A 20752-nucleotide genomic window follows, 5' to 3' on the forward strand; every position below is an offset into this window, starting at 1 on the left:
ACCCGACGAAAATTCGAATCTGAAAAATACATAAGTACCACCCGCTACAGCGAAAAAACGTCACCCTGATGCAGAAATACCTGACACGAATTGTTACCTCGCTGTAGGGAGTTGCGGTTCAAGCATCGCCACGCTGGCGGTTTGCGTCGGCTTGCATTGCGAGTCGCTGCCCGGTTGCAGATACGGCGTGAGAATCGGTGCCATGCCCTTGAGCACCTGCACGGGCAGGGCCGAGGTGAACTTGAAGTTCTCTGCCGAGCGCCCTGGAACGAACGCGGTGAGGGTGCCGAAATGGTGATCGCCGATGTAGAACACGAAGGTCGCCGTGCGGTTGATCGACTTCGAACTGAGGATGCGTCCGCCCGAACCGATGGCCTCGATGCGGTTGTCACCGGTGCCGGTCTTGCCACCCATGGCCAGTGGGCTGCCATCAGCCAGTTTGAAACTGCCGGAAACACGTTTTGCCGTACCGGCGTCGACCACTTGCGACAACGCTTCGCGCATGGCTGTGGCGACCTCGGATGGCATCACTCGTTTGCCGACGTGCGGGTCGTTGACCAGTTGCGTTTCGTAGGGTGTACCGGCGGCGAAATGCAGGCTGTCGATGCGCAGGGTCGGCATGCGCACGCCATCATTGAGGATGGTCCCGATCAATTCGGCGAGTGCGGCGGGGCGATCGCCGGAGCTGCCAATCGCGGTGGCCAGCGACGGCACCAGATGGTCGAACGGATAACCGACTTTCTGCCAGCGCTGGTGAATATCGAGAAACGCCTCGATCTCGAGCATGGTGCGAATACGGCTGTCGCGGGCGCCCTTGTGCTTGCTTTTGAACAGCCAGCTGTAGACTTCCTGACGTTCGAAATGGCTGGCCTTGACGATCTCGCTGAAGGTCGCGTCCGGGTGGTTCAGCAGATAACCCATCATCCACAGGTCCAGCGGATGCACCTTGGCGATGAAGCCTTGATCGGGCAAATCGTAACTGCCGGGACCGTAGGAGTCGTAGAGGCGGATCAGGCGATCATCGGTGAGTTTTTCGTTGAGCCTGGCGCCTTTCAGGTGGGAACGGACGAACGTGTTGAAGTCTGCCTGACTGGCATCGGGCAGCAGGTAGCGATGCACGGCGGCCATGCGGATCGGCGTCGGGCGCATGCTGTCGAGGAATGTGTCGAGACGCGCCTGAGTGTCTTTGTTTTTGTACTTTTTCCAGAACTTGAGCTGGAACGAGGTGCCTTCGCGGTCGGCGAAACTGGCCAGGTATTCCTGGCGACGCGGGTCACGATCATCCTTGAGTAATTCGGCACTGCTGTTGGGCCCCGAATAAGTGACATAACGCACCACATCGCGCATCAGCCGAATGAACGGCAGGTTGATCGATTCGCGCAGGGCATCGCGCAGGGTCGGCAGGCGGCCGTTGTCTTCCTTGCGAAAGTTGTGGAACGTGTGCAAGCCGCCGCCAGTGAAAAACGCCTCGCCGGGGCTGGCTGAATATTTGCGATCGAGTGCTGCGCCGAGCAGCTTCGACAGGTCGTGATCCTTGTTCTGCATCAGATAATCGATGACCCACTGGCTCAAGCGATCCTGATCGGGAATTTCGACCTTTTTCAGCTCCGGCACGCTCATGGCGCCGTACTTGTCGTGCAGCTCGGCGATGATTTGCAGGTACGTGGTCAGCACACGCATTTTCGCCGTTGAGCCGAGTTCGAGCTTGCTGCCTTCGTTGATGTCGAACGGCTGGTCGGTGCTGTCGGTCTGCACCCGCACGCGGGAACCGTCCGGGGTCAGTTCAAAGAGGGTGAAGCTGTAGCGCACTTGCGTAGTGCTGGTCGGCGTCAACAAGCGTTCGCCGAGCAGGCCGATTTCAGCGGCGTAGGCCGGGTCGGCAAGTTTTTTCAGGTACGCGGTGGCTTGGGTTTGCAGCTCGCCCTGCAGGGTGCTGGTGGCCGAAAGGTCGAGGCGGTCGAGATCGTACAGCGGCCGGTTGAGCATGCTTGCCAGACGACTGCGGGCGGCGCTGATGCCCTTGTTGGTTTCGATCGGTTGCATGGTCGGCTGGGTCTGCCAGTCGCGGTAGCTGACCTTGCTGGCGAGGGCGGCATCGGCCAATGCGCCATCGATCACCGCGTTCTGTTTGAGCAGACGCAAGTGGCTGTCGGTAAGGTCGGCGAGTTCCTCGCGGCCCTTGGTCAGATAATACGAAGGGCGGCGCTGGGCGATCATCAACGAGAGCATCTCGCGCAGAGCCAGGCCTTTGGCAGCCATGGTTTTCGGATCCGTGGCCGGGCTGTTCAACTGTGCGTTGGCCTGGTTGAAGTCACTGCCGTACCAGACGCGCAAACCTTCCGCCATGCCATGCACTTCGCCATGCCCCGGCACCGCCGACAGCGGCACGCTGTTGAGGTAATCGCGCACGATGTTCTGCCGTGCCCCCAAGGTTTGCGGCCCAGGCTGATAGGCGCGCACGCTGGCCGACATCATCTGGCGCAGTTTCTCGGCACCGGACACCGTCAGACCTTCCGGTGAATGCCGGTACTTTTCCAATTGCGTCGCCAACGTACTGCCGCCCGCCGATTGTCCCGGCAGACGCAGCAATTTGGCGACTTGCGACCACGCCGCCATGCCGAAGCGCGGCCAGTCCACCGCCGGGTTGGCCAGCGGTTGTTTCGGGTCGAGCAGAAAACGGTTTTCGATGAACAACAGGCTGCTGACCACCACCGGCGGAATGGCTGCGAAGTCGGCGTACAGCTGTTGTGGATAGTTGTACTTGTACAGTGGCGCAGCCCGGCAGTCGGTGATCGACAGCCCGGCCTGGATCTTTTCCGAGTAAGGCACGAACAGGCCTTTATCGGTGTAGCTGAGCAATGCCGGAGAAAAACGCGTCTGCTCGGTAACGACATAGTTGCGTTTGAGCAGGCGCGGCAGGAATTCATCGAGGGAGCTGTAACCCAGGCGCAGATCGAACGGCCCGTTGCCCGGATAACGAATCGCTTCGCTGGGTCCGGGTTCGAGATGGTAAGTCAGCGAAGCGGCGTATTGGCTGAGTTCGCGCGACTGAAAGCGCGAGGTGCGCATTTCTTTGGATGCGGCCAGCCCTACCACGATCGCGATAATCACCAGCAACAACCAGAAAGCCTTCCACCCGTGCCGATTGCGGCGGGGTTTTTCAGGGACAGGCGCTTCATCCACACGGTCAGTCGGAACCACGGCTTTACTCGAATCGGTTTGCCACAAAGCGCCCATAGTCGATTGATCCATTCACGCAGATTGATCGGACTTGTCTGAAGCTTAGACGGTGGTTGGGGCTGGTGAAAAAAATGTGCGGCCAGGGAAGCGGCAAGGGGCCCGGCAAGGGGCGTGCGATGCGACGGTGCGGTTTGCAAGGCTGCGCATCCAGAGTTGTAATTGTAACTTTATAGAAGTGCTTGTTTGTATGAATGTAAGTTGCTAAAGTCTGGTAGTACTCGAAGGCTTCGCCCGTTGAATGTTTTGAGGTTAACTCCGGCTTCAATATTATTTGTCTAGGGTGAAGTGATGTTTAAATCTCATGGTCAGGTTTTCAGTATTGCAGAGCATGTTGATGTTGTGACGGCGGCAACGCCGTCGCCATTGTTGAATATGTCAAAAGAAAACCTGGAGATGTTAAAAAGTTTTGGCGCCGATGCACCGCAATGGCTGAAGAGTGCGTCGCCGAAACAGCGCGACGATGCTCGACGCCTGATAGAGGAAAGTATAACGGAGCACACCGTGTTGAATAACGCCATGGCCTCCGTGAAAACACCGCATGAATTCGCCGCGCCCAGGCTTGCCAAGGCCATCAAGGACAGGTGCGGCCTGGATCTGGACGTCAATCGGGTGCTGGTCGATTTGTCCGGCAAGAGTGATTTTCACACCTCGCAAGTTCCGCCCGCTTCGCTGCTTGACGCCGCCCTGCATAACCATCCGGCTGAAAAAAAGGCGATGTTGTTTTTCAAGCCGCATTGTTTTACGACAGCCCCAGGAGGGAAGACAGTCGAAGTCGCACTTGAAGTTCATGAGTTCATCGCGTTATGCCGTCAGCTGGATATCGGCAAACAGTATCAGGCCCACTTGCATACTGAACTTCACTGGGAAGATGCCAGTGCTCGGAGCAAGCTGAATAAGCTGTTCGTCAACTACCAGAAAGCGGCGCTGAAGGCGGCGAGTTATATTGCATTATGTAAGGGTGATATTCGCCCGGAACATTTTGAAGCGTTGATGTCGAGTATAGCCGGGGAGGAACCTGTTCACGTCGACGGTAAGACGCTGTGGTGTCGCAGCTTGAGTTTCAATGAGTTGCCCGTACACAGCTGTATCATTTTCGAGATCGCCGATCCGGACGATGAAAGCATTCTCGACGACCTGCTGCCGACCGTTGACGGTTTCGCCAAGAACGATTTCATCGCCTACATTCCCGACGACCCTGATCATCCCGTAAAGCATTACGCCACAGTGACGGAACTCAAGGCCCGATTGATCGAACAGTTCGTGCGTAGCGCTGAAAGTGACTCGCCCAAGGCGCCAACGGCCTATCAACAATTCTTCAGCCGTTTCATGCGTTACAAGGACCGTTCGACGTTCTACTACAGCTTTACCGAAGAGGTTCCAACGGCGTCGGGCAAACCACGGCTGTGGGATCACGAAACCCGTCGGCAAAAGCATGATCCCGATTTTCTTCTGCAACTCAGGGTACTGGATCCTTCAGGCGATCCTTGGGCCCAGCACTATGACATCTGGACAACGTTGCAGCGGGAGTTCAACCAGCGGATTTTCCGTGATGCCCGCGATGCCGCTGTGTCCAATGCCGACGCCGATGCACGGGACACGCAATCGTTGCTCGCCCTATCCCTCGAGCTCGACCTGGCCGCACTCAATGTGCTGTCTTTTGCCGTGCCTCCATTGGGGTTGGTCATGCTCGGGGTGTCGGCCGTGCAGTTGATGGACGAAGTGCTGGAAGGGCTTGAGGAACTCAGCAAGGGCGACAAGGAAGCCGGCTGGGAACACATCACCGACGTGTTGGAAAATATCGGCATTGGTGTGGCGACGCTGCCGTTGCTGGCCGGCGTTCATTCGGAGTTCACGCCGATCGAGATGCCCGGTGGACACAAGCGTTTGTGGAAGCCTGACCTTGCACCTTATCGAAGCGACGTGTCGTTGGTAGATGTGGAGCCTGATGCACAGAATCAGTTTGCGATCGGCGCCAGTCGCTATGTGAAGGTCAAGGACGGCGTCTTCGAGAAAGTCATCGAACCGGCCACCGGGCAATCGAGAATTCTTCACCCGAACAAACCGCAGGCTTACCAGCCGATTGTTGAACAGGACGGGGCTGGCGAATGGCAACATGCGTTGCCGTCTCCTTCGACATCCGTTGAACCGACACCTGCCGGGTTCAGTAACAGGGAGTTTCGTCGCTATGCCGTCAGGCCATCCGAAGTAGCGCGCCTCAGCCCGGCAGGCAAAGGGATCTTGCAAAGCGCTGACGGACAACGCCGTTATATTCGCAATATAGATGAGAGGGGCAAGGTCGCGGTGTACCGCGTCAAGAATGATTTCACCCTGAACGCGGAAGTGGTCGACGTCATCCTTGTCGATTCCAGTTACGACGAACTGGCGGCTCGCAGGTACCGGCAAGTGGCGCCGGATCAATGGCAACCGCAATCGCTGTTCGGCGGCGATATCACCGATGATCTTCATGACACGGACGACGTCAGCGGACCGCAGCCAGGCCCCTCTGGCAGACCGGTCTGGGCGCGCCCGTCTTTCCACCGCGAGCGTTTGCCCAACGGTCTGTGGGAACCGCGGATCGAAGTGGTCACGCTCAACGATGTTCGCCATCTTTCCTACGATTGGGGACCCTTTGAATATGTCCCTTTCACCGCCAGGCCCACGAATATTCGTGAGGCCCTGGCGGCTCCGCAATTCGATAAACTTTCTATCTGCACTGATCTTTTCAAGCCCCAGTTTTGGTCGGATATCCGCAAGGTAGATCCGCAAATGGCCAATACCGAAGGCGGAGGGCAGATGATTTTTTCCATGCAAAGGATGACAACTTCCGGCGTGATCGAAGGCGAATTCAACGCTATCAGCGTGTGGAGCGATCTTGACAAACTGCCACACCAGACCAACGCGGTATTGGGATATTGGGCTCCTCAGGGAGGCTATGTGGACATTCCCGTTCACCCTGGACTGGGCGAACCCGATCATGTGTTTACGCCTGGGTTCAGCGGCTGCTCTTTTACCGTGGATCAGATGGGGAAAGATGTCCTGCGCGTGAGGCACGTGGAGGCTGGCAAGGAAGCTGCGCAATACAACGATCTGCCTGCGCACGAACATGGTTGGGGGTTGAGTACCGCCATGGAGTTTCCGGATTACGGGTTGCGTAATGATGAAAACGGCAACGCGTACATGATTCTGACGGGGTTTGCTTACATGAAATATGAGCGTTTGACGAAGGAATGGATGCTTCACTACCAAGCCCAGTATGGTGCGCCGACCATTGCCAAATACTCCGTAAAAGATCCTGGTTATTTTGAACCGCCAACCCGTGTGGCCAAAGCTTTTGCTCAGGACAAGATCATCAGAACCGGTTCCAGAGTCGTGAAAACCGTGGTCACCCCGACACAGCAAAGTAACGCGGCTTGAGGGCGGATTCCTGAGGATAAAAACCGCACGTTGAAAAGACGACGCACCAAGGTTGTGCAATACTCGCCGCCGTTTTTAGTGGCGAGTTTTCCTACCTCTGCCAGTTGATCTACTCGACCAGCTCGTGCATTGGCGGCAACTCCCGCTGAATCTTGTGATTTATAGAGTGAAAAGACCTGCACCAAGGTTTTTATACTGCACGCCCCGCTGATCTTTCAGGTTGCCCTGCAAGACGCGTCTGCCCACAAAGCAGGCGCGGTTTCATTTCCAGCCAAGGCTTATCGGCCGACGCTTCGATACTCGGTGGTCATATCCAATAACAAGACGAGGTTGCACCCTATGCCAGTCGGCAATCAACTGCCTCACGGCGACACCGCTCAGGGCGGTCCGCTCAAACGTGAACTCGGCGAACGGCATATTCGCCTGATGGCGCTCGGAGCCTGTATCGGCGTCGGTCTGTTTTTAGGTTCGGCCAAGGCCATCGAGATGGCCGGCCCGGCGATCATGCTGTCTTATATTCTCGGTGGGCTGGCAATCCTGGTGATCATGCGTGCCCTCGGCGAAATGGCCGTGCACAACCCGGTCGCTGGCTCGTTCAGCCGCTACGCACAAGACTACCTCGGCCCGTTGGCAGGCTTCCTCACTGGCTGGAACTACTGGTTTCTGTGGCTGGTGACCTGCGTCGCGGAAATCACCGCAGTGGCGGTGTACATGGGCATCTGGTTTCCCGATGTACCGCGCTGGATCTGGGCGTTGGCCGCGCTGATCAGCATGGGGTCGATCAACCTGATCGCGGTGAAGGCCTTCGGTGAATTCGAGTTCTGGTTCGCGCTGATCAAGATCGTCACGATCATCGCCATGGTCATCGGCGGCGTCGGCATTATCGCCTTCGGTTTCGGCAATGACGGTGTGGCACTGGGGATTTCCAACCTCTGGGCGCACGGCGGCTTCATGCCCAACGGCGTGACCGGCGTGCTGATGTCGCTGCAAATGGTCATGTTCGCCTACTTGGGCGTCGAGATGATCGGCCTGACCGCCGGTGAGGCGAAGAACCCGCAGAAGACCATTCCCGATGCAATCGGATCGGTGTTCTGGCGGATTCTGCTGTTCTACGTCGGCGCACTGTTCGTGATTCTGTCGATCTACCCGTGGAACGAAATTGGCACGCAGGGCAGTCCGTTCGTGATGACCTTTGAGCGTCTGGGCATCAAGACCGCCGCCGGCATCATCAACTTCGTGGTGATTACCGCAGCATTGTCGTCGTGCAACGGCGGCATCTTCAGCACCGGGCGCATGCTCTACAGCCTGGCGCAGAACGGCCAGGCGCCGGCCGGTTTTGCCAAGACCTCGAATAATGGTGTGCCACGTCGTGCGCTGTTGCTGTCGATCGGGGTGTTGCTCTTGGGCGTAATGCTCAACTATCTGGTGCCGGAAAAAGTCTTTGTCTGGGTGACCTCGATTGCCACCTTCGGCGCGATCTGGACCTGGGTGATGATCCTGCTGGCCCAGCTGAAATTCCGCAAAGGCCTGAGCGCCAGCGAACGTGCCGGCCTCAAGTACAAGATGTGGCTGTACCCGGTCAGTTCGTACTTTGCCTTGGCGTTTCTGGTGCTGGTGGTCGGCCTGATGGCGTACTTCCCCGACACCCGCGTGGCGCTGTATGTGGGACCTGCGTTCCTGGTGCTGCTGACCGTTTTGTTCTACGTGTTCAAGTTGCAGCCGAGAAGTGCATCGTCCGTGGCAGTGCGTTCGGTCTCGTAATTGCCGAAACGCGACGGGTCAAAGTAAAAGATCGCTTCCAGTAACAGTATCTACATGGTTTTAATTGTGTAGGTCTTGTTGCGGGATGTGATCTTTTTCTGTTTTAACAGTGTTGCGTGTTTTCTCTCCCGTATTTTTTCAATGCATATGTTCGGATGTATAGTGTAATAAAGCTCGATGACTATTGCTCTGAGTGTAATGAATAGTGGGCTGATCAAGGGTTGTTAGCGTCTGCTATGGCATGCTGTGCGCGGCTACTAATATGTAATCGGTAACAAGTTGGTGTGTTGTGTATTTAATTGTCGTATATGCAGCTTGTTACTTCTGTAGTTTGTAATGGTTTCTGGCTTGGTGTTTTGGCGTTTTTCATTATTTACTTTTCATTCAATTTAATCCGTCAAGGAAGATCGAATGTACGAATATAATGAGTCCGTTATTGATACAGCTTCGTCCGCTGTCGATAATCAGTCTGAAGTAGTTGCAACCTACCTGGAAGTTGAAAAAATCTTGCCGCACAAGTTTGGCGATTTTGGTGGAGCAATGTCTTGGCCAATTCCATTGACGACTGCTGAACAAAAAGAAGTCTTGCAAGTCACCAGCCTGTATCTGGACAGCCTCGATCACATTTCGACACCCGGGGCAGGAGTGCTGGATTATTTGAACAGTGAAAATCCTCTTTCAGATACGGCACTCCGGGATCCGTCCTCGGCATTGGCAACACTGATTACCGGTTCCCGTGGGCAAGCGCTGGGGCAAGCGATACAAACCCGTCTGAACGCAATAGCTACGGATGTCAGCATCAGTGAATACACCATGGCCGGCATTCATTTGAGCCTGCATCAGGGTGAGATTGATCGTCCGACGCGCACCACCACTGCGGGTTTTGATCTGCTGGATGAAAAGCTCTGGGGCAAACCTGCTTCGGCGGTATTCGATCGTCTTGTTGATTACTTGACCAACGCAGGCTTGAGCAGCTCCAGGTTGGCCGGATTGGCCGCCAACTTGTTACTCGCGCGCAAGGCGCCCGAATGCCTTATCGAGAAGCTGCCCGACAGTTTGAAATACGGCAGCGCGGCATGGGTCAACCTGACTGTTGCAGCGCGGACGATTGAAGTTCACACGCCCGGCAAAGTCCCGCAAATGACATTTGCCCAAGTCATGGCCAGCGCGGACAGCGCTGCAATGATCGACCCACAAGTCGCTCCGCCGGTCCATGCCGCCGCTTTGGCGGACTGGGGTGTGATCAAGGGTGTGATCAAAAAAAACCACGAGGAGCATTACACTCTCGACGAACTGGACAAAGTCAAAACGCAGTTCAATCAGCAACTGACCGACCGCCTCAATATTTCGATCCTGTTGAACAGCGAACTCCCAAACCGCAAAGCAATCGCGCTGACCAGGCTCAAGGCGACGTTCAAGGGTGACGTCCCTTTTGAAGAGCGGCTTCTGGAGCAGCCAGCGGCAGATCCGAGCGGTTTGTACCCGACGCTCAATGGCAGATATTCCCTGCTGGACATCGTGATGATGGGAGGACCTCCTTACTACCGATGGACTACTCGTGATCCACGCTTGCGTCCGCTTCTTGACGAAATCAACACGCCCCTCGAACTGGGCGTAAAAGATATCTTTCAAACGCAGTTCGACAGTGCACTCCGCAACATCAAGGAAGGCGCTCGCCTGAGCGTAAAACATCTGGTAGCCGAGTTACCGCTGAAGGACAGAAAAAGTCTCGAATATGGCAATGTCTCGTTCTATCAGCATAAGACTTATAGGCTCAATCTGGATTTCTTTGGCAAAAAACTGGAATCCACACGTAGCGCCCTGACAATGAAAGTCGAGTGGGACGGTGACACAAAACTCTATGAAATTGATTTGAAGCGCAGCGTTATCGAGAGCAAACCTTATGACCCGGCGGAGCCCGTAAAGCGCGTCAATCCCTTGGTCCCGAGCCTCATATACACGATCGAACCCATGGATCTGACTGACAAATCGAAAGCCGGGAAGCTGTCTCCACAACCCGTCAATGATTCGTTACCGCTCAACAGTTATTCCAGCGAGAGAACCGAACTGATCGCCCAGGCCTTCGTTCAACATCTGGACCTGGATAACGAGGACATTCTGCAGGCAGCCAAAGGCCAGACGACTCAAGAGCGGGAAGACGCGGTCACGCAGAAGGTAATCGATTTCGTGGTTGACTTGGTTCCCTTCAAGTCAGCCATTACCAACTTTATAAAAGGAAACTATTTCGACGGTGCGGTGGATCTGTTCTTCGATGCCTTGGGATTCATTACCGCCGGAGCGTCGACCGCAGCCAAACTGACTCAGGTCGTGGGCAGGACCGCTTCGGCAATCAGCCGGGGACTCCGGGCCGCGAGGATAATCGGAGCATTCGTCATTGGCGAACTCAATCCGTTCAGTGGTTTGCCCGCTCTGGCGGTGGCAGGAAGTAAGCTGTTAGGAAAAGGGCTCGGCTTGGTAGGTGCCTTCGCCGTACGACAACTCGACAAATTGCGCAATGCGCCGGATGGCTTCAAGTTTCTCCACGCAGTGGGCCAACAGCATGGGCCTACCCTGATAGGTACCTTCAAGGTAGGTGAACAAACTATCGACAGTGTGGGCGTGCTGAAAAATGACAATTGGTATCAGTACAACATTGATACCAGTCAACTTTATGGCCCTCCGAGAGAGTTCACGGCGCGTGGGGTCAGTTGGGGAGGGACGCTGGGCAGTGAGGCCAACTCCCGTGTCTACGTTGGCTTTTATCACAACATTGAATTTGCGAAAAACCCGAGAAATATTGCTGATTTCAATCATGGCTACCTCGAAGGTCGGTTATTGGATATCAGTGGCTATCGACCGAGAATGAAGTTTGATGACCTGATTGATCTGGCATCGGAACCCGGGCTCACGCCAACAGAGATAGGCGCTCTGACAAAAGAACTGAAAACAAGAATGATTCAGGACGCCAAGTATTCTTCCGCGCTGCTTGTTCAGGATGTGAAGGGCGTAAATGTCAAAGTCACTGCCTATTCGCAAGGGCATTATCTGGCGCACGTCAATATGGTTTCCAAAGGTCAGTGCGCAGGGCTTTCAAACGCGATGGCACTGGCCATTCTCAAAGGCAATGAAGACAAGCTGATGGAGAACCTGTCCAAGGCGGCCAAGATGCCCTACAGTCCTGACGCCACAAAATTTATCTCCAACCTGGAGCAGTTCCACAATACGGTGAATAACAAATACACCTTTCATATGGGCGCACCCCGCACAAAAATGGATGCTGACGATATTATCGAAGCACTGGAAACTTCTCCGAATTCGAAAATTCTACGACTGACCAGTAAAGACCATGCAATGCTTGCAGCAATAAGAGTCAGGAACGGTAAACCCGAGTGGCTTTTTTACGAACCCAATTCCGGATTAGTGAAGTTTGCCACTCCAGAAGCCATGAAGGAGGGTTTGCATAAAGCATTGGAAAGCGGAGCGTTGAGCGTTACGTTCAATACCTATGGGAGCAAGCGTGCTGGTCGTGATTTCAATGTCAGCGAGTTTCATCCCGCCGACATCGACAATGGTTTCATCAGTCGCAACCGTGTTGAAGATCTCTCATCCTTCGAGTTGCCTGATCCTGACGTACTGATTGCGGTTAACGTCGTCGCCTGAAACATTAGTTGCAACCGGGCAATGCAATGCAAAGTGCGAGCGTTTGGCGTTGCAGGTCGGAAAACCCGATAGCAAAAAAGATCGCAGCCTCGGGCAGCGCTTCAACGTCTTTGTGGGCTTGGTGAAGTGCTGACCGTTGGTCGCAATCAGCCCTGTACCTGTAATTTCTGACAGTAGACCACCAGCGTGTAATGACCTAGGTTGGCTGTTCGCCAAAAACGGCTTTGGCAAGGAACCGAGATGAAAGGATTCTCTGCATTGACTGTGATCGGCCTCGCCGATGGACTGATTCACTGGCAGATATTTTTTGTCCTGTTCACCGCCGCGGGGCTGACGCAGGCTGCCAGTAATTTCACCGCGTTTTGCGTGGCCGCGGCGTTCTCGTTTTACGTGAATGTGCTGTATACCTTCGAGCGCAATACGTCGCTGCTCCGCTACCTGTTGTTTATCGGCGGCATGGGCGGAGTGAGTTTTGCCATCGGCGCTATTGCCGATGCGCAGCATTGGCATGGATTGGCCACAGTGGTGTCTTTCACACTGTTCAATCTGTCGTCGGGCTACCTTTTTTTCCGGTTTGTCTTGTTGCGCCAAAATCAGCAGTAACGCGCCGGTCCGTTGCGCAGACCGGCGCATTGGCCGTTACGCGGCCGCGACTTCCTGCGGCTCAAAACTGTCCGCCCGCGCCATCTGCCACATCCGCGAATAGAACTCGCCGTTGACTTCCCCGGTGAGCAATTCCCCCGGTTTCAGGAACACGTGCAACTGCGAAAACAGTTTGATCTCGGTCGCCGACATGCGCCGTACCAGATGCTTGGCCGACAGTTGTGATGGATGTTCAAGCCCGGCCGCTGCGAGCATTTCCGCCAGAGCCTTCAAGGTATTGCGGTGGAAGTTGAACACGCGCTGCGCTTTGTCCGGCACCACCAGCGCACGTTGGCGCAAAGCGTCCTGAGTGGCCACGCCGGTCGGGCATTTGTTGGTGTGGCAGCTTTGCGACTGGATGCAGCCGATGGCAAACATGAAGCCGCGTGCGGAGTTGGCCCAGTCGGCGCCGATGGCCAGCACGCTGGCGATGTCGAAGGCGCTGACGATCTTGCCGCTGGCGCCGAGTTTGATCTTGTCGCGCAGGTTCAGGCCGACCAGGGTGTTGTGGACAAACAGCAGGCCTTCGCGCATCGGCACGCCGATGTGGTCGGTGAATTCGACCGGGGCGGCGCCGGTGCCACCTTCCTTGCCGTCGACAACGATGAAGTCCGGGAGGATGCCGGTTTCCAGCATGGCTTTGGCGATGCCCATGAATTCCCACGGATGGCCAAGGCAGAACTTGAAACCCACCGGTTTGCCGCCGGACAGCTCACGCAATTGCTGAATGAACTGCATCATTTCCAGCGGTGTGGAAAACGCGCTATGGCGCGACGGCGAGACGCAGTCTTCGCCCATCAGGATCCCACGGGTTTCGGCGATTTCCTTGGTGACTTTGTGCTTGGGCAGGATGCCGCCGTGGCCGGGTTTGGCGCCCTGGCTCATCTTGATTTCAATCATCCGCACCTGCGGATTCTGCGCCTGGGTAGCGAAGCGTTCCGGGTCGAAACGGCCGTCGCTGGTGCGGCAACCGAAGTAGCCGCTACCCAGTTCCCAGGTCAGGTCACCGCCATGTTCGCGGTGATACGGGCTGATGCTGCCTTCACCGGTGTCGTGGGCAAAGTTGCCGAGTTTTGCGCCTTGGTTGAGTGCGCGAATAGCGTTGGCACTGAGCGAGCCGAAGCTCATCGCCGAGATGTTGAACACCGAGGCCGAGTACGGCTGGCTGCACTGCGGGCCGCCGACGGTGACGCGGAAACTGCTCGGGTCGCTCAGCGGCGCTGGGCGCATCGAGTGGCCGATGAATTCGAAACCGGATTGATAGACATCGATCAGCGTGCCGAACGGCTTGTCAGCGGTTTCGTTTTTCGCTCGTGAATACACCAGCGAACGTTGCGCGCGGGAGAAGGGCAGGGCATCGCTGTCGGACTCCAGCAAATACTGGCGAATTTCCGGGCGAATGCCTTCGACCAGATAGCGGATGTTGCCGAGGATCGGGTAGTTACGGCGTACGGCGTGCGGACTTTGCAGCAGGTCGAACAGACCGATCAGGCTCAGCACGCCGGTGACCGCAGTGATTGGCCACAGCCAGTCATGTTCGAGAAAGGGCAGGCTGGCGAGGGTAAATATCACGCAGACGGCAAAGAAGGCGTAGCGGCTCAGGAGTGACAGGCTCATACGGTTTCCTTGGTTCGGACTCGGAATAATCAGCGAAGATTCAGGGATAAACACATTCCCCTGTAGGAGTGAGCCTGCTCGCGATAGCGGTATATCAGCTACAAATGATTTGACTGACCCGACGCCATCGCGAGCAGGCTCACTCCTACATGAGGCAACTTCACCAAACGATCAGGCGTTTTGCGCCTGAAGAAAAATCGAAAACAGCTCGGACTGGGATTTGATCCCCAGCTTGCTGTACATGTGTTTCTTATGGACTTTCACGGTTTCTACGGAGATTTCCAGCTTACGGGCGATTTCTTTACTGGAGCAACCGCTGAGCATCAAACGCCCTACATCCAGCTCGCGGGCGGTCAGTTGCGCACCTTTGAGTTGTTGCACCGACGCCTCCAGTTGCACCCGCCAGTCTGCCCGGACAGGGGCGGCGGCGAGGGCCACGGTTTCGTTGATCTCATAGGGTAGTCGTTGGCGCAGCAGGCCCAGCACCCAAGGCTGGATCAATGACAGCAAGGCGATGTGTTCGCCAGTGAAACGTTTTTCACTGCCTAGCGACAGACACAGCGTGCGATCACCTTCGAGCTGACAATTGAACTGGATTTCGTCGGCCACGACATTCAGACGAAAGTATCGCTGGTAATACTCGGTCAGTTCGAAATGCTCCGGCGCCACCTCGGACAAGCGATACAGACCGGTGCGCGTTTGCTCGCGACAGGCGATGTAGAACGGGTCGAGCAGGTACAGGCCGCGCAGATAATCCTGAAACAACGGGTCAGGGCTGCCGTCTGCGCCCGGGCATTCGGCGAAGACCTGCGGGTGTTGATCGGCGCTGAACAGCAGCACCACCCAGCTATCGAACGGCACGTACTGATCGAGCAGTCGCACCAGTTGCGCCCAGAAGTTCGGCTTGTCCAGCGCGTCGATCAATTGCCCGACGGCGCGGTGCCAGGTGATGTCGTCAAACGAAAGTGTCATCGATCTACCCCTATCGGGTTACCCCGGCCGCGTAATTCCCTGGCCGCTCGCTTGCTGCGCATACTGGCCCACAGACAGCCACCGGGCAATCTTTCAGCGCCCGACGCGCATAACAAGGAACTCCCATGAAAGTCGAACTCGCCCAACTGGCGGGCCGTGACAATGCCACGGCATATAACCTCGAACGCGCACTGGCAGCGATCGCCGCGTGCGCTGCCGACACGCAATTGATCGTGTTCCCGGAAACCCACCTGATGGGCTTCCCGACGGCCGAGACCGTGGCGCAAACCGCCGAATCCGTCGACGGCCCGACTGTCAGCGCCGTGTTGGCCGCAGCGCGCAAACGCAATATCGCTGTGGTGATCGGCATGGCCGAGAACGACCACGGTCGCTTCTACAACACCACGCTGCTGATTACTCCTGAAGGCATCGCCCTGAAATACCGCAAGACGCATTTGTGGGCGTCGGATCGCGGCGTGTTCGAGGCCGGCGACCGCTACGTCACCTGCGAGTGGAACGGTGTGCGCGTTGGCCTGCTGATCTGCTACGACATCGAGTTTCCGGAGTCGGCCCGTGCCCTCGCGCAACTCGGTGCCGAGTTGCTGATCGTGACCAACGGCAACATGGACCCGTACGCGCCGACTCACCGCACCGCGATCATGGCCCGTGCCCAGGAGAATCAGGCCTTTGCGTTGATGGTCAATCGCGTGGAGGCGGGGGATGACGGTTTGATGTTTGCCGGCGGCAGTGCGCTGGTCGATCCGCTGGGCGCGCTGTTGTTCGAGGCCGGACGGGAAGAAGGGACGTTCTGCGTTGAGCTGGATTTCGCGCGGTTAGAGATTGCGCGCAGGGATTACCGCTATCTGGATGATCAGCGCTTGAAGTTGCCGGGGGAAGTGGTGGAGCACGGCGATGGTGTTCGCGAGTTGCTGATTCCACGCCGTTGACCGATGCCCTCACCCTAGCCCTCTCCCGGGGGGAGAGGGGACTGACCGAGTTGATTGTTCGAGGTACGCCGACCTGACGGATCCAGTCGCACTCAGGGTTTGAAACTGCGAGTTCAAGTCCTACTCAGGAGTTGAAACCCATGGATATCGGCTCCCTTCCCCCACTACCCCCTGGGGGAGAGGGCTGGGGTGAGGGGGAAAAGATTTCAAGCCGAACAAAAAACTCAAACAACACCAGAACAACAAAGCCACACCCGAAAACATTCGCCGAACTCGGCTCTGCCATAAATCCAATAAAATTCGGAGTAAGTCGCCCATGGCTCGTTTGCAACGCACCCTTTCATTAGGGTCGGTGGTGCTGTTCGGCATCGCCTACATGACGCCGATCATTGTCCTCGGCACCTTCGGCATCCTCGCCCAATCGACCGCCGGCATGGTGCCCGCCGCGTATCTGGCGGCACTGATCGCGATGTTCTTCACCGCCATGAGCTACGGCCGCATGGCTGCCGCATTCCCGGTCGCCGGTTCCGCTTACAGCTACGTACGCAAGGCGATCAGCCCGAAACTCGGCTTTATCGCCGGTTGGGCAGTCTTGCTCGATTACCTGTTTCTGCCGATGGCGATCTGGCTGATCGGCGCGGCGTATCTGGCCTCGGCATTCCCGTCGATCCCGCAATGGATCTGGGTGCTGGCGTTCATCGGCATCACCAGCGCAATCAACATCATTGGCCTGAAACTGGCCAACGGCATCAATGCCTTGTTGATGCTGGTGCAATTCCTCGTGCTGATCGCTTTCGTCGCGCTGTGCGTGCACTACATCGGGGGCGATGCGAGCACGCCATTGTGGTCGATCAAACCGTTCTTCAGCGGCGACATGCACATGCCGCTGATCATGAGCGGCGCGGCGATTGCCTGCTATTCGTTCCTCGGTTTCGATGCGGTCAGTACCTTGACCGAAGAAACCCGCGACCCACGCCGCACCATCCCGCGGGCGATCATGTTGATCACCTTGATCGGCGGGCTGATCTTCGTCGGCGTTTCGTACTTTGTGCAGATAGCGCACCCGTCGTTCCAGTTCGACAGCGTCGATTCGGCGGCCTATGAAATTGCCCGCAACATCGGTGGCGACCTGTTTGTGTCGATCTTCCTGATTGGTCTGATTGTCGGCCAGTTCGCTTCAGGGCTGTCGGCACAGGCCAGCGGTTCGCGACTGTTGTTCGCCATGGGCCGTGACGGCGTTCTGCCGAAGTCGTTCTTCGGCACCTTGCACACGCGCTTCGGCACGCCGGTCAACAGCATCCTGCTCTGCGCCGTGGTGGCGTTGCTGGCGCTGAAACTTGACGTGACCACTTCGACCTCCTTCATCAACTTCGGCGCGTTCCTGGCTTTCAGCCTGGTCAACCTGTCGGTGATTTTCCATTACTGGATCGGCGGCGAGAAAAAAGGCCTGCGTGAGCTGGTGCTGTTTTTGCTCTTCCCGTTCATTGGTCTGGTCGCGGATCTGTGGCTGATGGTCAGCCTCGATCATCTGGCGGTGTATCTAGGCCTGAGCTGGCTGGTGATCGGCGTGGTGTATCTGGCGGTGCTCACTGGTGGTTTCCGCCGGCAGCCGCCGGAGATGGATTTCCAGGAAGCGAGCTGAACCTTGCGGCTTGGCATACCGTTGACCGACATGTGATCCTTGGCGCTTTTGCGCCAAGGATTTTTCGTATGTCGACTGCTTCCACGATTCGTATTGCCGCCGCATTGTTGCTCAACACTCAAGGGCAGACCCTGCTGGTGCGCAAACGCGGGACCACGGCGTTCATGCAACCGGGCGGCAAGATCGAAGCGCACGAGTTGCCGGTGCACGCACTGGCGCGTGAGCTGGAAGAGGAGCTGGGTTTGCAGATCGATCCTGCGCAGGCGGCATTTCTCGGGCAGTTTTCCGCTCCCGCCGCCAATGAGCCGGGGTGCGTTGTGCAAGCGCAAATCTTTCAACTGACGATCGACACTGACGTCATGCCGGCGGCGGAAATCGAAGAGGTGATCTGGGTCGATCCGGCCACTGATCCTGAAGTCGATCTGGCACCATTGACACGCGACCTGATCCTGCCGTTTTATCGCAACTCGCTAAGCGCAATCGCCTGATCATCCACGCAAAGGACTTTGCCATGATCCCGTTGCAAGACCTGCTGATTTTCGCCGCTGCTGCACTGCTGATGGTGCTGACGCCGGGGCCGAACATGATCTACCTGATCTCGCGTTCGATCTGTCAGGGACGCAAGGCCGGGGTCACGTCGTTGCTCGGCGTGGTGGCGGGGTTCTTTGTGCATCTGTTTGCGGCGGCGGCTGGTTTGACGGCGGTGTTCCTCGCGGTGCCGATGGCCTACGAAGTGCTCAAGTGGGCCGGCGCGCTGTACCTGCTGTGGCTGGCCTGGCAAGCGCTGAAACCGGGGGCGCGCTCGCCGTTCGAAGCGCAGCAGTTGCCGGCGGACTCGTCGCGCAAGCTGATCACCATGGGCTTTCTCACCAGTGCGCTGAACCCGAAAATCGCCGTGTTCTACCTTTCGGTATTCCCGCAATTCATCACGCCAGAACACGGCTCGGTGTTCACCCAAAGCATCATTCTCGGCCTCACCCAGATCAGCGTCAGTTTCTGCGTGAATTTGCTGATCGCACTGTTCGCGGCGGGCATTGCTTCGTGGTTTGTGCGCAACCCGACATGGCTGGTACTGCAGCGTTATTTCATGGGCTTCGTGTTGGCTGGTCTGGCCGTGCGCCTGATGTTTGAGCAACGCAGGACGGCGTGAGCATGTGGATCGAACGGCTGGACGCCAGCCATGCCCTGGCATACCGGGAACTGATGCTCGAAGCCTATGACCGTCATCCGCAGGCCTTCACCTCAAGCGTGCGCGAACGCGCGGTGATGCCATTGAGCTGGTGGGAAGGGCGCCTGACCAGCAAACTCGATGTGGTGCTTGGCGCGTTTGAAGCCGGTACGTTGGCCGGCATAGTCGGCCTGGCGTTGGAGCCTCGGGAAAAGGCTCGTCACAAGGCCACGTTGTTCGGCATGTACGTGTCGGCGGATTTTCGCCAGCATGGCCTGGGCCATGAACTGGTGCAGGCGGCCATTGCCGAAGCGCAAAACCATCCGGCGCTGAAACTGCTCCAGCTCACCGTCACCGCCGGCAATGACGCCGCGTTCAACCTCTACCAGCGCTGCGGCTTCATCCAGTTCGGCCTCGAACCATTGGCGGTGCGGGTGGGTGAAGACTACTTCGACAAGATCCATATGTGGCGTGAATTACCTTGAGAGGGGGGCTAGATCAAAAGATCGCAGCCTTCGGCAGCTCCTACACTGATCTCTGTAGGAGCTGCCGAAGGCTGCGATCTTTTGATTTTTAGCGTCAGCGCACGGCGCTGACACCATCAAGGGTCGAGAACGACGTGTCCTTCGCCGTCAGCAGAAAATCACGCATGTACGGTGCATCGAGCATGTCGGTACGAATCGCCGCATACAACGTTGCAAACAAACCCTTTTCCCCCAGCCGTTTACCCTTCACATATCCGCGCGAGCTGTACTCGTGCAGCGCCCAGTGCGGCATGCCGCAGACGCCACGGCCGCTGGCGACCAGTTGCATCATCATCACCGTCAGTTCCGAGGTGCGTACTTGGGCCGGCTCAATGTCGGCCGGTTCCAGGAAGCGCGTGAAGATGTCGAGGCGGTCGCGTTCCACCGGGTAGGTGATCAGCGTTTCCGTGAGCAAATCTTCGGGGACGATGTACGGTTTGCTCGCCAGTGCATGCTGATTGGCCACGGCCAGCATGGCTTCATAAGTGAACAGCGGCACATAGGTGATGCCAGCGATTTCCAGTGGATCAGACGTCACTACCAGATCCAGATCGCCACGGGCCAAGGCCGGCAGCGGCGCGAAGGCGAAGCCCGAGGCGAGGTCGAGTTCGACTTCCGGCCAGGCATCGCGGAACTGGTCGATGGTCGGCATCAGCCACTGGAAGCAGCTGTGGCATTCGATGGCCATGTGCAAGCGCCCGGCGGTGCCACCGGCCAGACGACCGATATCCCGTTCGGCGGCTCGCAGCAGCGGCAGGGTTGCGTCGGCCAGTTGCAGCAGGCGCAAACCGGCGCTGGTGAAACGCACCGGTTTGGTCTTGCGCACGAACAACGCCATGCCCAGACGTTCCTCCAATTCCTTGAACTGATGGGACAAAGCCGATTGCGTCAGGTGCAGCCGGTCGGCGGCATCGACCAGGCTGTCGGCTTCGCGCAGGGCATGCAGGGTTTTCAGGTGGCGGATTTCAAGCACCGATGGCTCCATGAGTAAAACTTGTGGTAAGCACTAAAAGGTTGAGTTTGTCTCATGATTGCCTGGCTGTCGACAAAAGGGTTTATAGAACCTGAAGCGCCATGAGGGGCTGCGAATGCTGAGGCTTACCGCAAAAAAAACGCGCTGAGGCAACGTCTCAGCGCGTTTTTACTGTGCATTGCGAGTTCCCGT

Annotated in this window: 13 protein-coding genes; 9 read left to right on the forward strand and 4 right to left on the reverse strand. The window is 57.0% G+C overall.

What is annotated here, in order from left to right; genetic code table 11:
- Nucleotides 1-93: 93 nt before the first annotated feature.
- Entirely contained in the window at nucleotides 94-3237 is a 3144-nt protein-coding gene (locus ACOYXE_RS28640) for a transglycosylase domain-containing protein (RefSeq protein ID WP_160059278.1), read from the reverse strand.
- 291 nt (nucleotides 3238-3528) lie between these two features.
- On the opposite strand from ACOYXE_RS28640, the gene ACOYXE_RS28645 reads away from it, so the two are divergent.
- The 4 genes from ACOYXE_RS28645 to ACOYXE_RS28660 all read left to right on the forward strand — a co-directional run bounded on the left by ACOYXE_RS28645 (nucleotide 3529) and on the right by ACOYXE_RS28660 (nucleotide 12678).
- Nucleotides 3529-6654: a dermonecrotic toxin domain-containing protein gene (locus ACOYXE_RS28645; protein ID WP_460927161.1), complete on the forward strand. Its 3126-nt coding sequence runs from the start codon at nucleotides 3529-3531 to the stop codon at nucleotides 6652-6654.
- Between the two features lie 339 nt (nucleotides 6655-6993).
- Complete coding sequence (locus ACOYXE_RS28650) at nucleotides 6994-8415, forward strand: amino acid permease (protein ID WP_160059276.1); 1422 nt, start codon at nucleotides 6994-6996, stop codon at nucleotides 8413-8415.
- A gap of 411 nt (nucleotides 8416-8826) precedes the next feature.
- On the forward strand, nucleotides 8827-12075 hold the full coding sequence (locus tag ACOYXE_RS28655) for a hypothetical protein (protein WP_460927163.1): 3249 nt from the start codon (nucleotides 8827-8829) through the stop codon (nucleotides 12073-12075).
- Nucleotides 12076-12315: 240 nt separating this feature from the next.
- The gene (locus ACOYXE_RS28660) at nucleotides 12316-12678 is read left to right on the forward strand and encodes a polysaccharide synthesis protein GtrA (RefSeq protein ID WP_160060134.1); all 363 of its coding nucleotides are present in this window, start codon (nucleotides 12316-12318) and stop codon (nucleotides 12676-12678) included.
- A gap of 36 nt (nucleotides 12679-12714) precedes the next feature.
- On the opposite strand, the gene ACOYXE_RS28665 is transcribed toward ACOYXE_RS28660, so the two are convergent.
- On the reverse strand, nucleotides 12715-14334 hold the full coding sequence (locus tag ACOYXE_RS28665) for an FMN-binding glutamate synthase family protein (protein WP_405122954.1): 1620 nt from the start codon (nucleotides 14332-14334) through the stop codon (nucleotides 12715-12717).
- Nucleotides 14335-14505: 171 nt separating this feature from the next.
- Nucleotides 14506-15306, reverse strand: a complete 801-nt coding sequence (locus tag ACOYXE_RS28670; protein WP_038368479.1) for a helix-turn-helix transcriptional regulator — start codon at nucleotides 15304-15306, stop codon at nucleotides 14506-14508.
- A gap of 125 nt (nucleotides 15307-15431) precedes the next feature.
- Here ACOYXE_RS28670 and ACOYXE_RS28675 point away from each other — a divergent pair, with 125 nt between their 5' ends.
- The 5 genes from ACOYXE_RS28675 (at nucleotide 15432) to ACOYXE_RS28695 (ending at nucleotide 19548) form a co-directional block, all read left to right on the forward strand.
- Nucleotides 15432-16253: a carbon-nitrogen hydrolase family protein gene (locus ACOYXE_RS28675; protein WP_160059273.1), complete on the forward strand. Its 822-nt coding sequence runs from the start codon at nucleotides 15432-15434 to the stop codon at nucleotides 16251-16253.
- Between the two features lie 316 nt (nucleotides 16254-16569).
- On the forward strand, nucleotides 16570-17895 hold the full coding sequence (locus ACOYXE_RS28680; protein WP_160059272.1) for an APC family permease: 1326 nt from the start codon (nucleotides 16570-16572) through the stop codon (nucleotides 17893-17895).
- A gap of 68 nt (nucleotides 17896-17963) precedes the next feature.
- Nucleotides 17964-18383 carry an NUDIX hydrolase gene (locus ACOYXE_RS28685; protein ID WP_160059271.1) on the forward strand — a complete coding sequence of 140 codons (420 nt, stop codon included), beginning with the start codon at nucleotides 17964-17966 and terminating at the stop codon, nucleotides 18381-18383.
- Nucleotides 18384-18406: 23 nt separating this feature from the next.
- Nucleotides 18407-19045 carry a LysE family translocator gene (locus ACOYXE_RS28690; protein ID WP_405122956.1) on the forward strand — a complete coding sequence of 213 codons (639 nt, stop codon included), beginning with the start codon at nucleotides 18407-18409 and terminating at the stop codon, nucleotides 19043-19045.
- Nucleotides 19046-19047: 2 nt separating this feature from the next.
- Nucleotides 19048-19548: a GNAT family N-acetyltransferase gene (locus tag ACOYXE_RS28695; protein ID WP_160059269.1), complete on the forward strand. Its 501-nt coding sequence runs from the start codon at nucleotides 19048-19050 to the stop codon at nucleotides 19546-19548.
- Nucleotides 19549-19642: 94 nt separating this feature from the next.
- Here ACOYXE_RS28695 and metR read toward each other — a convergent pair whose 3' ends face one another.
- Entirely contained in the window at nucleotides 19643-20560 is a 918-nt protein-coding gene (metR, locus tag ACOYXE_RS28700) for a transcriptional regulator MetR (protein ID WP_007916739.1), read from the reverse strand.
- Nucleotides 20561-20752: the final 192 nt, after the last annotated feature.

It is taken from the genome of Pseudomonas sp. MC6 (assembly GCF_054790575.1).

Bases quoted from the DNA above. Each gene is read 5' to 3' on its own strand.
- ACOYXE_RS28690 (WP_405122956.1), top strand. From the start codon at position 18,407: ATGATCCCGTTGCAAGACCTGCTGATTTTCGCCGCTGCTGCACTGCTG.
- ACOYXE_RS28685 (WP_160059271.1), top strand. From the start codon at position 17,964: ATGTCGACTGCTTCCACGATTCGTATTGCCGCCGCATTGTTGCTCAAC.
- ACOYXE_RS28640 (WP_160059278.1), bottom strand. From the start codon at position 3,237: ATGGGCGCTTTGTGGCAAACCGATTCGAGTAAAGCCGTGGTTCCGACT.
- ACOYXE_RS28695 (WP_160059269.1), top strand. From the start codon at position 19,048: ATGTGGATCGAACGGCTGGACGCCAGCCATGCCCTGGCATACCGGGAA.
- ACOYXE_RS28645 (WP_460927161.1), top strand. From the start codon at position 3,529: ATGTTTAAATCTCATGGTCAGGTTTTCAGTATTGCAGAGCATGTTGAT.
- ACOYXE_RS28650 (WP_160059276.1), top strand. From the start codon at position 6,994: ATGCCAGTCGGCAATCAACTGCCTCACGGCGACACCGCTCAGGGCGGT.
- ACOYXE_RS28655 (WP_460927163.1), top strand. From the start codon at position 8,827: ATGTACGAATATAATGAGTCCGTTATTGATACAGCTTCGTCCGCTGTC.
- ACOYXE_RS28665 (WP_405122954.1), bottom strand. From the start codon at position 14,334: ATGAGCCTGTCACTCCTGAGCCGCTACGCCTTCTTTGCCGTCTGCGTG.
- ACOYXE_RS28670 (WP_038368479.1), bottom strand. From the start codon at position 15,306: ATGACACTTTCGTTTGACGACATCACCTGGCACCGCGCCGTCGGGCAA.
- ACOYXE_RS28680 (WP_160059272.1), top strand. From the start codon at position 16,570: ATGGCTCGTTTGCAACGCACCCTTTCATTAGGGTCGGTGGTGCTGTTC.
- ACOYXE_RS28675 (WP_160059273.1), top strand. From the start codon at position 15,432: ATGAAAGTCGAACTCGCCCAACTGGCGGGCCGTGACAATGCCACGGCA.
- ACOYXE_RS28660 (WP_160060134.1), top strand. From the start codon at position 12,316: ATGAAAGGATTCTCTGCATTGACTGTGATCGGCCTCGCCGATGGACTG.